9 protein-coding genes are annotated in these 13091 nt (G+C 47.4%); 5 read left to right on the top strand and 4 right to left on the bottom strand.

The genetic code is table 11. The features are described 5' to 3' along the window. Positions 1–352 precede the first annotated feature (352 nt). Positions 353–2506, bottom strand: a complete 2154-nt coding sequence (locus RJ60_RS11985; RefSeq protein WP_103134840.1) for a hypothetical protein — start codon at positions 2504–2506, stop codon at positions 353–355. A 1525-nt stretch (positions 2507–4031) separates the two neighbouring features. On the opposite strand from RJ60_RS11985, the gene RJ60_RS11975 reads away from it, so the two are divergent. Both RJ60_RS11975 and RJ60_RS11970 read left to right on the top strand, forming a co-directional pair. Then, positions 4032–5069: an ATP/GTP-binding protein gene (locus RJ60_RS11975; RefSeq protein WP_207759734.1), complete on the top strand. Its 1038-nt coding sequence runs from the start codon at positions 4032–4034 to the stop codon at positions 5067–5069. A 34-nt stretch (positions 5070–5103) separates the two neighbouring features. Next, positions 5104–5574 (top strand): hypothetical protein, encoded by a 471-nt coding sequence (locus tag RJ60_RS11970; RefSeq protein ID WP_133117315.1) that lies wholly within the window; start codon positions 5104–5106, stop codon positions 5572–5574. Positions 5575–5923: 349 nt separating this feature from the next. Here the strand turns inward: RJ60_RS11970 and RJ60_RS15625 are convergent, their stop codons facing one another. After that, the gene (locus RJ60_RS15625; RefSeq protein WP_165775342.1) at positions 5924–6088 is read right to left on the bottom strand and encodes a hypothetical protein; all 165 of its coding nucleotides are present in this window, start codon (positions 6086–6088) and stop codon (positions 5924–5926) included. A 540-nt stretch (positions 6089–6628) separates the two neighbouring features. Between RJ60_RS15625 and RJ60_RS11965 the strand changes: the two genes are divergently transcribed. The 3 genes from RJ60_RS11965 to RJ60_RS11950 all read left to right on the top strand — a co-directional run bounded on the left by RJ60_RS11965 (position 6629) and on the right by RJ60_RS11950 (position 10076). After that, complete coding sequence (locus RJ60_RS11965; RefSeq protein WP_099829260.1) at positions 6629–7792, top strand: P-loop NTPase fold protein; 1164 nt, start codon at positions 6629–6631, stop codon at positions 7790–7792. Positions 7793–8238: 446 nt separating this feature from the next. After that, positions 8239–9435: an AAA family ATPase gene (locus RJ60_RS11955; RefSeq protein ID WP_165775341.1), complete on the top strand. Its 1197-nt coding sequence runs from the start codon at positions 8239–8241 to the stop codon at positions 9433–9435. Then, the gene (locus RJ60_RS11950) at positions 9432–10076 is read left to right on the top strand and encodes a DUF4276 family protein (protein ID WP_099829257.1); all 645 of its coding nucleotides are present in this window, start codon (positions 9432–9434) and stop codon (positions 10074–10076) included. The genes RJ60_RS11955 and RJ60_RS11950 overlap by 4 nt, the downstream gene beginning before the upstream one ends. Positions 10077–11115: 1039 nt before the next feature. On the opposite strand, the gene RJ60_RS11935 is transcribed toward RJ60_RS11950, so the two are convergent. Then, positions 11116–11964 carry a DUF4435 domain-containing protein gene (locus RJ60_RS11935; protein WP_103134837.1) on the bottom strand — a complete coding sequence of 283 codons (849 nt, stop codon included), beginning with the start codon at positions 11962–11964 and terminating at the stop codon, positions 11116–11118. Beyond that, a complete protein-coding gene (locus RJ60_RS11930) occupies positions 11961–12896 on the bottom strand; it encodes an AAA family ATPase (protein WP_103134836.1) in 936 nt (311 codons plus the stop codon). Before RJ60_RS11930 ends, RJ60_RS11935 begins: the two co-directional genes overlap by 4 nt. Positions 12897–13091: the final 195 nt, after the last annotated feature.

Raw genomic sequence — 13091 nt, 5'->3', positions numbered from 1 at the left:
ACAATCTTTTTTACATACTCCAAAACCGTAGACACGGCTCCTCCACTCTTTTCATTCTTGTCGGAGAACGGTGAACAGTTGACGGTTGACTTGAGAGGCTTCCTGCGTCAGCAGCATCACTTCCTGCGCAGCAGCCTCACTTCCCGACGAAGTCGGCCTCGCCTCCTGCCGAAGGCAGCCTTGCGTCCGCCGACGTTCCTCGGCGCCTTGCGTCCCCGGATGCTTCTCCGGGCATTGCGACCTGGCGTGATCTTCGCCAGCCTTGCGTCCGCCGATGCTTTTCGGCGCCTTGCGTCTAATCAATTACCATCACTTCCCGACGAAGTCGGCCTCGCCTCCTGCCTAAGCCAGCCTAGCTCACTTCATCGAAAACCTTCTGCACTCTCTTCAGCCACTCCTTACCGTCCTTGAGTTTGAACCAGTCTTCTCTGAACTCTTCCGCCAAGAGTTTCGCATTGATCTTTTTCTGGCATCTGATATCGCCATCTTCTGCCCTATCAAAGTCCTCTTCATCCGGTTCGTCATTTTTGAGGAGATACTGGATCAAATCAGGCAGTTCCTGCAAAATCCCGATCATAATTCCTTCAGCCGCGTCGATCTCTTTGTTGAAGTAAGTAAAAAGCGCCTTAACCATTAGGTCCTTCGGCTCGCTTTCGTCATCGATCGCTTCGAGCAGTAATTTGAGGTTTTCGTAGTCCTTCGTCCTCCATCGAACGATCATATTGCTCGTATAAAGGTTATCGGCATCATCGGGATCTACATATGGGTCTACTGCTTCGATAACCCTTAAGGCCTCCCTATAGTTCTTGTCCTGGATCAGCTTCTCGATATAGTTCTCTATAAGGCTCAAATACTCTCTGTTCGAAGGACTATCTCTCTTACTCATCAAGTAAGCCTCATCCCCTCGGTCAGCAATGTCGTCAACAAAGTCCACTGCCATTTCCCCCGAGAATTGAAGATTCTCCATGACTTTATCCATTTTCCTTGTGGGCATGAAGAGAAGAGTATTCATGAACTCGAAGTTAAAGATGTACTTGTCGCAATAGGCCTCGATCGCCTCAATTGCATCGTCCAGATCGTTGTTTCTCATTACCGCGTTTATAAGCGTATACATAGGCACTCTAGAGTATTCAAGTTCCTCGGGATCATCTTCTGAAACGAAACAAGGCTCCATAATCTCTTCCAGCTCCGAAAAGACATCCTCGAGATCGCCCATAAGATCGTATTCACTAACCATATCCTGATAAGCGATTTCCAGATCATCGAGAAAATCCCTTGCCAGATTAAGGAGTAAGTCATAATCCGATTCATCAGTCGAGCCTCCACGCTTAATCTCGGCTGAAAAGGGCTCATCTTCCAATTCGTATTTTCTAGAGAGCAGAAAGCCTGCTGTAGTCACCCCAAACGTGTGCTCGAAAGTCTTGAGGTACTCCATGAACATCTCGACGTTCTCTCTCGACTCTTCCTTCTTTATAAGCGCGGTGGCAACTGCCAGCATCGTTGAGTCTAAAAATTCCTCTTCAAGCGGCCCCAGAAAAGACTTAAGCCAATCGAAAAGCTTGGCGAAATCATACTGCAAAACGATCTCGTGAAGAAAGCCGTTTATCGTCAACAAGTTTGCAGCGTTCAAAACAAGGGAAAGTATAGGATCCTCAAGCGAATCGAAGACCCCACAGACTATCTCTCTCGCCCTCTCCCTTTCTTCGGCAATATCGCTTCTGGTCATGGCAACCGCAGCATATAAGAAATCTACAGCCGCAAACTGAGTAATGCCCTTAACAAGCTCCACGATATCTTTGGTACTTACATTCTCATTCATGATAAGAGTCAGCATAGGCAGCTGGGAGCTGGTATCACTCTCGGCTCTGGGAATCTGAAAATCCAAGATCAATCCGACAATTTCACTCATCGTATAAGAGGCTTCAATCGGAAGCATTACCTTTTTCAGATTCTCCGCGGCTTCACTCTTAAGCCCATGCTTATGAATGTTCTCGGAGAGAAAAGAGGCAAGTTCATTTCCCCATAGGATCAAAGGGATATAGTAGCTGTCCTTCGCGTAAAACCAGAAGCGCGTAAGATTTTCACTTAGTTTCGACTTAGGGCTATCCGTATCTGTTTTCGCGGAGGGAGCAAAGAACTTCTCATCGTTGTCGCCCTGCTTTCTGTAGAACTTGTCAGTACTAGGCAGTGAATCATCCGCATCCTTCAGAAGAGAAAGAAGGTTTTCCAGAAGAATGCTCGCCATCATCTCTTTTCTCTCATCAGAAAGAGAATCGTCAAAGAGAAGCATCCCAGCCAGATACCCTCTGAAGAAACCGTCGTTCATAATCTCTTCAACTGATTCATCGAGTAAGAAACCGCTCTTCATAGCTTCGGCCAATTTGACAGCCTTCTCTCTGTCAAGGAAAGCGTCCAGCTCACTGAGCGGCTCAAATACGGTGTAGGAATTCCAGTTCATCTCCAGTGCCTCTGCAAGAAGCGTCAACTTCACCGTCTCTCTATTCATACATCACCTCAAACATCAGTAATAACAACAATCTTATCATCAATGGATGAAAGGGTCAGAGTTGACCGTTCAAGATCATGAACCCGTTCACCGAAAAGGCCGCTGTACGCCAGAAGTTCCGCTGTGCGCTTAAGAACAAGGACCCGCTGAGCGCTGTGGAGAACCGTCCTTCGTGACTTGTCCCAGATCATGGACCCGTCCTTGGGTTGGGAAGAGCTTGAGGTCAGAGGCAAGAGGTCGGAAGAGCGAAGAGATCTTGATCTTCTTACCTCTAGCCTCATTCCCCTTACCTCTGATCCGCCTCGTCGTCGATTGCCCAAGAACGAAGAACAGATACTCGCTCTGGAACGAAGAACCGAGTATCCTCGGCGAACGGTGAACCTATAACGGATAACCTTTGTTATTCAACTTGCATCTAATCACTTGCAACTGTTTCAAAGATCGAGATTCTGACCAGAAGCACGAGAATGACGGAAAGTGAGAAAAGGCTTTCATCCCCGTAGAACCTTACCTTAAATCCACTCACTTAGTCATCCCGTGATGCACCTGCACGGGATCTGGTCTTGAAAACGCTCCAAAGATCAAGATTCTGACCAGAAGCGTGTCAGAATGACGGAAAGCAAGAAAAGACTGTCATCCCGATATGCAACTGATCGGGATCTGGTCTTAAAACGCTCCAAAGATCGAGATCCTGGCCTGAACCACGAGGATGACTTGAAGCGGTGTCATCCCGTAGAGCCTGCCCTGAAATGCTCCTATTCAGGGTACCTGCACGAAATCTCGCCCTGAGAGCCGCTGAACGCTTAAGAGCAGAAAACCCGCTCTACGCTGTGAGAAGCAACTGTAGACACGACTCCTCAACTCTTTTCATTCTTGTCGGAGGACGGTGGACCGATAACGGATAACCGTTTCTGCAACTTGCATCATGGAACTTGCAACTGCCGCCCATGAACCCGGACGCGCAGCGTCGGAACGAAGAACTGTTCTTTCGAAGTACGGTTCTTCTCGCTTTTGTCGGAGCAGTCCGGAATCTGACGAACTTGTCGGCCAGGTCGGAGTGATAAAATCTCTGCGAAAAACCGGGACTGACGAGCCGTTTCGGGCGAACAGCCGTTCGCCCCTACAAGCGGCTCTTTGCTCTTCCCAGCGGGTCCATGCTCTACCCAGCGTCCAGCCCCCAGCGGCTCTTTTGCCCGGCGCAGCCGGAACTGGCCTCGCCGAAGGCGAGACTGGCCTTTGCGAAGCAAAGACTGGCCAGGCGGAGCCTGACTGGCTAGTTTTCCTTCCCCGCGAAGCGGGCATTGCGACCTGGCGTGATCCTTGCCAGCCTTGCGTCCCCGGATGCTTCTCCGGGCATTGCGACCTGGGCCGTTCTTGCCCAGCCCTGCGTCTGATGTTTTATTCCAGCATCACTTCCTCGCGCAGCAGCATCACGTCATGAACTGATCGCCGACGCCCTTCGCCGCCGTTTGTAGTTAGGCTTTCTGCTATAATACAATCAGTTGCCCACTAGGGGGTGAGCTATTTGGAAGGTGCCATAAAAAGACTCACACTCACCAATTTCACGGCATTTCGAAAACTTGATCTGGAATGCTCGCCTGGAATTAACATCTTCATTGGATCCAATGCAACAGGCAAAACGCATATCTTGAAGTGCATTTATGCGGCTTGCGACATTACTCGAACCAAAGAGGATTTTGCAAACAAACTTCTGAGAGTTTTTTTGCCTTATGGGATGAAACTTGGCAGGCTAGTGAGAAGGCAGCAGAGAAGTAGTCGCGCATCAATTGTTCTGGAAAACATGAAAGAGAACAAGATTGAGCTTTCCTTTTCTAACCACGTCAAAATCGCTTCGTCGGCTAATGTGAAGGGGCAGGAAAAGTGGTTAAAGACGCCCATTGAATGCGCATACATCCCGGTGAAAGAGATGCTTGCGCACGCACCCGGTTTTAGATCGCTGTATAACAGTAGAGAGATTCATTTCGAAGAAATCTATCCTGATATTATCGACAGAGCTTACAAGCCTATTTTGCGAGGGCGCGTCGATCAAGATCGACAACAGATTCTGACTTTGCTTCAGGACTGTATGGATGGAAGAGTGACGGTGAAGGACGAGGAGTTCTTCCTGAAGAACACCCAAGGAAACCTAGAGTTCTCTCTGCTTGCTGAAGGCTTGAGAAAGTTAGCGCTTCTGTGGCTCTTAATTCAGAACGGTACTTTGCTCGAAGGCTCCATCCTCTTCTGGGATGAACCAGAGAGCAACTTGAATCCAGAAATGATAGCTTCAGTTGTGGGAAGTTTGCTGAGACTCCAAAGACTAGGAGTTCAAATATTTCTTGCTACGCATGACTATGTAGTACTGAAACAGTTCGATCTTCAAGCCGAAGAGGAAGACAGGATCAGATACCATTCCTTGAAGAGAAAAGAGACTAAAGAGATAGTTTGCGAGAGTGAAGATAGTTACGACAAATTGGGTTCCAATTCAATATTGGCTACATATGAGAAGATGTATCACGAACAGATTATGAAGACAATGGATGCTCATGTTGACTCGATTCCTTGAAGGCGGTTTTGAACTGGTTTTCGGAGCAATTCAAGTGGAAAAATTGGATCGGCAGGGGCGATCTCTGCCTGTCGGTATGTCATTCGTTGATTTCGTAGTTTACGAAGAAACAAGGACGATTCTCATCGAGGTTAAAGACCCATCCCAGAGAGGAGCAACGCCCGAAGAGAGACAGGAATTTCTCAGACAGATTCAGCAAAACACACTTATAAACGACAGGTTGGTCCCAAAAGGAAGAGATTCCTACACCTATCTTCATCTTATGAACCAAATCCGTGGAAGATTGCTGTATATAGTCATTCTCGGAATGGAGGAATATGATAAAAGCTTTGATTCTGCTCTCATTTTAGGCTTTCAGGATCGTCTAAGACAGAGATTGAACAAAGAAACGGAAGTCCCGTGGGAAATCAAGTACATTGATGACGTGCTTGTTCTGACAGTGGAAACATGGAATGAGGTCTTCCCAAACTATAAGCTAAGTAGGCCAGAAACACAGCCTAAATAAGAAGTATTTGGCTACTACAGACTACTGAGCACAGTCGTAGCCTAGAAGAGTCGGTTTTTGCTGACCGCAGTGAGCGAAATAGCGGAAAACCGGATCCTTGGGTCTGACCTCTTTTCGAACCAGTGATCCTCGGAGCCTGCCCTGATTAGCTTGTCCACTAATCCACATATTCTGTCATCCCGTAGAACACTCCCTTAAATCCACTCACTTAGTCATCCCGTGATGCTTTTGCACGGGATCTGGTCTTGAAAACGCTCCAAAGATCGAGATCCTGGCCAGAAGCGTGCCAGGATGACCTGAAGTAAGAAAGACCGTCATTCCGCATAGCCTGCCCTGATTAGCTTGTCCACTAATCCACATATTCTGTCTTCCCGTGATGTATTTGCACGGGATCTGGTCTTGAAAACGCTCCAAAGATCGAGATCCTGGCCAGAAGCGTGCCAGGATGACCTGAAGTAAGAAAGACCGTCATTCTGCATAGCCTGCCCTGATTAGCTTGTCCACTAATCCACATATTCTGTCTTCCCGTGATGTATTTGCACGGGATCTGGTCTTGAAAACGCTCCAAAGATCGAGATCCTGGCCAGAAGCGTGCCAGGATGACCTGAAGTAAGAAAGACCGTCATTCCGCATAGCCTGCCCTGAAAAGACCCTGTTCAGGAGCCTGCCCTGAAATGCACCTGTTCAGGGTCATCCCGTGATGATCCTGCACGGGATATCGCCCTGAGAGCCGCTGAACGCTGGAAGAGCCGCTGTACGCTTAAGAACAAGGACCCGCTGAGCGCTGACGAAGACAGCGTTGTCGGTCAACGGTCCGCCGTCCACCGAGAAGAGCATTTCAAGAAACTTATAGAGTTTATTGGCTTTTGCTCTTATAACTCACAACTTGCATCTTGGAACTCGGAACTGACGACCATGAACCCGAACGCGCAGCGTCGGAACGAAGAACTGTTCTTTCGAAGTACGGTTCTTCTCGCTTTTGTCGGAGCAGTCCGGAATCTGACGGACCTTTCGGCCAGGTCGGAGTGATATAATCGCTTTGGAGTTGTTGTTCTTGGACATAGGGAAGATAGTACAGGCATTGGTAGATAGGCCTCTTCAAAGTGAAGACCATCACAGCCTTATCAACCGTCGTAAAGAAATTCGATCTCTCGAGGTTCTCATAAAATACCAGCCATTCGGCATATTTGGCATTTCTGGAGAAACTGGAATAGGAAAGACTACCGTGCTGAACGTTCTTGATTCCGGAGATATAAAGAAGCTGAGTGTTTCGTTGATCCACAGGGATAATCGGGAAACGATTCTTTACGACCTGCTTTTCAGCCTGTCCAACGTCCTCAAAAAGGACTCTACCGGTAAAGTAAGCGGAATCGCGAAAGAAACCGAAGAATGGATCGTCGAGCAAGTCTCGATTATAAAGGGCGCATCGTTGGGATTCTCTCTCTTCGGAAGCGGCGGAGGCAGCATTGAGAAGCAAAAAATGCCGAGATTCAACGTTTTTGCCGCTCATAAAAAACTGCGAACTCTGCTCGAGATACTGGTCATGAACTACGGCAAGGTTCTACTGGTAATAGATGAACTCGATAAAGAAAGCAAGCAGGATGTTATTAATGTTCTCGATTCTTTGAAGCTTGAACTACAACAGGATAAACTGATGGTACTGTTTTCGTTGCCCTACGGTATTTACAGGGACTACAGGCAGGACAGGATGAAATGGAACGAATCGGGCAATCTTGAGAATGTGATAAAAGATGTAGTATTCCTGAGTGAGCTAACGGATTCGGATATAAGGGAGTTGCTGCTTAAGCGTCTTGGCAACCTCACCTCATGGTTCAGACCGGAATCGCTGGAACCGATCGTTAATTTCGCTGACGGTAATCCGCGGGATGCACTCTGGATAGCCCAGAAAGTGGTTTTCGATAATGCAGGTGCGAAGTTCATATCTATAAGCGATGCAAACGAATCGGTAAAGAAAATAGTAAGAGAATACATGGGAGGTCTGGCACTCACAGAAATTCAAAGAAAAACACTGAAAGTGGCATCGGACTTCTCTGGAAATAAAGAAGAACTACTCGATCTTTTGAAAAGCAATGCAATCAAAAGAACGACCTCCTATTCCACAATCGAAAGACTTACTACATTAGGATTGCTGATTGAAAGAAACGGAACATACAGAATATCTGGAAAAGCAAAAGTCTTCTTGAACATCTCCCAGTGAAAACTGTCGGAGCAGTCCGGAATCTGACGAACCTGTCGGCCAGGTCGGAGCGATAAAATCTCTGCGAAAAACCGGGACTGACGAATCTCCTCACGTCTGTACCGTCCCATTTTCGCCCGTTCTTGCGATACCCTAGACCCGAAACCCTAGACCCGCTGCTCGCGTCTCGCCCTCTCTTTCTCTCTCTTCCTCTCTCCTCTTCTCGCTCTTCCAAGAACGGGGCCATGCTCTTGTCGGAGAACGGTGAACCGTTGACGGTTGACTTGAGAGGCTTCCTGCGTCAGCAGAATCACTTCCTCGCGCCAGCGAGCATCACTTCCGCCGTCGATCTTTCGGCGCATCACTTCCTCGCGCAGCGAGCCTCACTTCCCACCGAAGGTGGCATCACTTCCCCTCGCTTTTATGTATAATTTAGATGAAGGGCAACTCATAGTGTGGTGATGTATATGGCGCAGATCAACTTTGACAAGTTCAGACTAAAAGACATGCGGATCGCTGGATATAGGCCATTCAAAGATTTCCGAGTTGGTCTTAGCAGTCTTGAGGTATTGATCGGCGCGAATGCGTCTGGAAAATCAAGCCTGATGGAACTGTTGCGCTTTCTACGTAATAGTGCGTACCAGGAAATACCATCAGAAATAATCGAGGGATCTTCAGGAATGAGGATTTTTCACATTCCAGGTGAAGACCGCATCGAATGGGCAGCGTCGATCGATGCAGGATTGAGTGCCGATGTAGTTTATTCTGGGAGAATAGTTGGTCCCATGGGTTCTATACGAGTCGACCACGAAAGAGTTGAAACTTCCAGGCCGTTATCCACGAAGTACGATCAGCCGTTTCTATACATGGAGTTGAGAAATGGTGAAGGGATGATTTACGAACCGAGCCTCAAAAAACTACAAGAGCAGAAGATCAAGCTACTGAAGGCAAATCAGCTGGCAATAAGCACGATGAACAATCCTGGACTCTTCATGCTATATAATCTGCGTGAGTACATTCAGAGATGGAGGTTCTATAATTCCTTCAGAATAAGTAACGAGCAGCTCAGGCGTCCCTCCATAACTGAACAGGAACCGATGCTTCATGAGAACGCTGGCAATTTGAGCGCAGTTCTTCTTTATCTCCAGACAGAGTACCCAGAGATCTTTGAAAAACTGAAGTTCTATCTTGGGCTGATGCTGCCCAGTTTCAGAAATATCACCGTTAAGGCAAGAGGAGGGCCTGGCCAAGTTATGGCATTTTGGTCAGAGGGCTCCATTGGAGAAGAACTGACATTGGCCGATCTTTCGGATGGAACACTAAGGATACTATGTTGGGCCCTCATATCTGTTCACCCATTCCCGCCAACTCTTGTTTTTGTTGACGAACCTGATCAAGGAATCCATCCTCGAGTGTATCCGATTTTGGCCGAACTATTCAAAAAGCTTAGTGACAAGACGCAGGTTCTGCTAACTACTCATTCATCATATTTCCTTTCCATGTTCGATATTGAGAATATTCTTGTGCTGAAGAAGGAAGATGGCGACATTAAATCATTCAAGCCGTCAACTTCACAAGCCCTCATCGACAATCTCAAAGAATTCGGAGATCAGGAGCTAGAGATAATGCACCGATCCGGGGAGTTTGAGATGATAGGAAAATGAACCAACTGATAGTCTATGTCGAAGGAGAGTCTGATAAACTCGCCCTGACGACACTCTTGAAGCCCTTGATTGATAAGAAGAACTTAGAAGGCATCGCTATAGAATGCGCAAGTGTTGGTCAGTCGGGCAACATGTCGAACAACAAGAAGGCACTATTGGTCAAGTATCCGAAAAAAGCGTATTGGATCATAAAGAATAACAGCGAAAGCGCGGTAGTTCTGCTGCCTGACCTCTATCCATATAATGTTGGGGTTCCTCACGCGAATTACTCGCAGTTGCGCGAATACGTTCTGAAGTCATTTGGCTCTTTGCTTTCCGCTCATGAAGAGAATTTTATGAGCAGGTTCGAAGTGTTCTGCTTCAAACACGATCTTGAGGTCTTGTTACTTGCGGCTTTTGAACAGCTTCAAGAACACCTTGGAATAAGCATTCACGAAACATGGAAGAGAGAAGTGGAAGAACAGGATGACAACAATCCTCCCAAACAAATCATCCAGAGTCTCTTTCGAAGAGCGAAGAAGCGATATGGAGTAACAACGGCTGCTGAAATACTCAGAAATGCATCATTGGAAGACATTCGCTCGAAATGCCCTCAGAGCTTTGCTCCATTTGTAGAATACATAGAGAAACTCAAGCCCTGAATCGACAAGTATCATTACAAGAATCAATGATCTCACCTGAAAATATTCCTTAATCGGCAACTTGACATTTTAGCAGCCCGTTTCGTCAGAATGACCCGAAACACGAAAGGCTATCATCCCGTATACCTGCCCTGATGTGCCTGCCGGTTACTACTGAATCTCTTGAATTGTCAACCGCTAGCTGTTGCGGGCGAACAGCCGTTCGCCCCTACAAGCGGCTCTTTGATCTTTGCCAGCGGGTCCATGCTCTACCCAGCGTCCAGCCTTCAGCGGCTCTTTTGCCCGGCGCAGCCGGAACTGGCCTTTGCGAAGCAAAGACTGGCCACCGAAGGTGACTGGCAATTTCGTCGCTTCCTGGCGCGTAAGCGCCAGCATCACTTCCTCGCGCCAGCGAGCATCACTTCCCCGGACGTTCCTCCGGGCATCACTTCCTGGGATGTACTTCCCAGCCTCACTTCCTGCCGAAGGCAGCCTTGCGTCCCGGCACGATCTTTGCCGGCATTGCGTCTCATTTCACCAGTGACTGGCTCTCTCTCTTCTCTCGTGAGCGCAGCGAACCTCTCGATGTTCTCTTTCTCGATTGTCTATGTTTGCCCGGCGCAGCCGGAACTGGCCTCGCCGAAGGCGAGACTGGCCTTTGCGAAGCAAAGACTGGCCACCGAAGGTGACTGGCTTTCAGATCGCTTCCTGCCGAAGCCAGGCTTGCGTCCCCGGATGCTTCTCCGGGCATTGCGACCTGGCGTGATCTTCGCCAGCCTTGCGTCCCGGCACGGTCTTTGCCGGTTTTGCGTCTCATTTCACCAGTGACTGGCTCTCTCTCTTCTCTCGTGAGCGCAGCGAACCTCTCCACAAAGCTCTTTCTCGATTGTCTATGTTTGCCCGCGAAGCGGAACTGGCCTCGCCGAAGGCGAGACTGGCCTTTGCGAAGCAAAGACTGGCCACCGAAGGTGACTGGCTTTCATTAGCAGCCTTGCGTCTGCGCTCCTATATGTTAAGTCAATGAAATAATGGACTCACTAAAGAAAGAAGAAACGGATAGTTATAAGTTCATAACTTCCTGCAAAATGAGGCGCTTAAGCGCGAGAAGCTCTTTTGGAGCAGTAGATTGTTCATGCTGATAGTCTCCAATTTTCTTGGCCAAGTCGAGATCCATTTCTTCTGAGGATGCGTACTTTTTATTGACAAGATATCCCCTAAGCATTCTGAAGATTTCCTTCCCTGAGAACTCAGCCTTCCAAGTACCGCTCTCCAGATAACCTTTAGTCAATTCAATGCTGTTGTCGATCAGCTCTCGGATCTTTTCCTTGTCTATGAAACTGTGAACTCGGCTCTCGATTTCCGTGAACCACTTCTGATTTACAATATACTCAAGAACCGCCCTTCTAGATCTAATATTGAGTCCCGGAAAGGAGGGGAAGTCAGCTACCAAATGACCTCTAATTGTTGATATTGTCCTGCAGCATGAGAACCGCCAGAGAAGCTCTTCGGCAAATCTAAACGCTCTTTCCGCTACCTCATCTACGTTTCGCTCTTGGAAGAAGTCAGTTGACGAATGACTCAAAGCGTCCCAGTCAAGAAGATAGTTCTCTATTTCAAATACCGGTAAGATAAAGACTGCTTCATTAGATAATACTTGGATCCAGCTATCATAATTGCACGTTCCAAAGTCACGATCGATAAGGCCAAATACGTTTCTAAAGCCCGCAGTCCTAAGATCGTGAGTGACAGCTCTGACAGATTCTCTTCCATAAGCAACAAGTATATAGAAGTACTTATCATCTGGTTGCCAGATCCGTATCAAATATTCCTTAGTTAGGACGTCCTCGACAAGAAAAACAACAGGTGCGGTCAGCAACAACGACTCGAGTTCAGTTGAAACAGTTTTCACTTCAAATAATCCTTTCCCTTCAACTTTATTCGCGGATCATCCGGCTGTAACAATGTGAAGCGCTGATAGCTCATCGCCGAATCAAGAACTTCTTTTGAATGCGTGGCGCAAATAATCTGTGTCTTGGGTAATAGCTTTCTCAGCACCCTTAACACAACACGATGCCAGGTTGAATGGAGATGTAATTCCGGCTCGTCGATGAACAGAAAATGTGTATCTGTTTCCCTTGTTGCAAACCAGCCTATCATAGTCAATACTTCGATTTCTCCGGAGCTAAGAGCGTCCACAGGAATCAACCCTCCAGTATGGACATCCCTAATGAAAAGATCAAAACCTTCATCTATAGACTCGCTGACAGGTCTAACTTCAAAACGGTTCTCACTTTCCGGATAGAATTCCCTCCAACTATCATTTATCAACTGGAAGACCGCGGGTTCGATATCTGAAAACATCCGCTGAGATTCAAAAGCTCTTCTTGCTCTCAAGTTTATAAGATGCTGCTTGATTAACCAGAGGCGGTTCTGCTCAGTAGCTTTTGGACGCTTCCCCTTCTTTCCAGCAGTAATCGGGAGACTGCCCATCAGCTTAGACTCACGCCACGAAGAAAAATACTCAACACCAATGCCTTGAAGAGTGCGAGATATCTGCTTTTCTCGACTCTTCGAGGAAGCCACGAGTTTTTCTCCTGAGTCCATCTGCAGAAAAATCTCGAAATCTGCTGCACCTGATCTAATGTCACTGTCTGTTCTCTCTCCAAATAGATCGCTTCTCCCCAGAGAGAGAAGGCAGGCTTCCAAAACACTCGTCTTTCCAGACCCATTAGGGCCAGCAAACACGACTAAATCAAGAGAATTTCCAGATGGATTAACAAGATCAAGCTCAAGTTCTTCAATCCCTCGGAAGTCTTTTATATGGATTCTCTTTATATTCATCTAAACCGCCTCTCGTTATCCGCCATCACACAAATTATATAACAACTGCTACGTGAGGTAGAACACTTGTAGCTTTTACTGATCATCCTCAAGATCAATCGAGTAAGAACATTTTTGAGACACTCGCTGCGGCTCACGAGAAAGCTCCAGTTGATACGTCAACCGTTGACGGTTCACCTGAGAGGCTTCCTTCGA

Source organism: Mesotoga sp. B105.6.4 (assembly GCF_002896535.1).
Taxonomy (GTDB): domain Bacteria; phylum Thermotogota; class Thermotogae; order Petrotogales; family Kosmotogaceae; genus Mesotoga.
Note: the sequence above shows the minus strand (reverse complement) of the source record. Positions and strands in the feature narration are given on the sequence as shown.